The organism is Streptomyces sp. 8P21H-1, from assembly GCF_013302945.1.
The window spans coordinates 1-492 of sequence record NZ_JABTYA010000202.1 but is presented as its reverse complement, the minus strand read 5'-3'; the positions used below and the strand labels follow the sequence as shown (position 1 = coordinate 492).

The following is a 492-nucleotide window of genomic DNA, read 5'->3' as shown; positions in this document are numbered from 1 at the left end:
CACCGCGGCGCGCACCACCCGCGCCGCCGCCGTCCCCGGCAGCACCCAGTCCTTCCCGCTCACCCCCCTCCCGCCCGGCAGCACCCTCCGCACCCCGTCCTCCTCCCCCTCCCCCTCCGGCGACCGCGGCCTGCCCCCCTCGCCCTCGCAGCCCCAGGGCCTCGCCCGGCGGGACGTACGGCACTTCTCGCTCGTCGGCGTCGTCTGGGACGACCCCGACAGCGAACTCCACGGCCGGGTCCAGGTCCGTACCCGCGCCGGCGGCACCACGGACTGGTCCGCCTGGCAGGACCTGGAGGCCCACAACCACGAACACGCGGCCGACCCGGACACCGCGGAGCGCGCCTCCGGCCGGGTGCGCGGCTCCACGGCCCCCCTGTGGGTGGGCGACTCGGACGGAGTGGAGGTCAGGGTCCGGCCGACGACGACGGCGGAGGACGGCCGGACCGGCGCCGCGGAGCCCCTCCCCGGCGGCCTGCGCGTCGAACTGGT

At 78.7% G+C, this 492-nt stretch carries 1 pseudogene; it reads left to right on the top strand.

The annotated features are described in order from the left end of the window. Window positions 1-492: pseudogene (locus HO151_RS03355) on the top strand (N-acetylmuramoyl-L-alanine amidase); the annotation flags it as partial.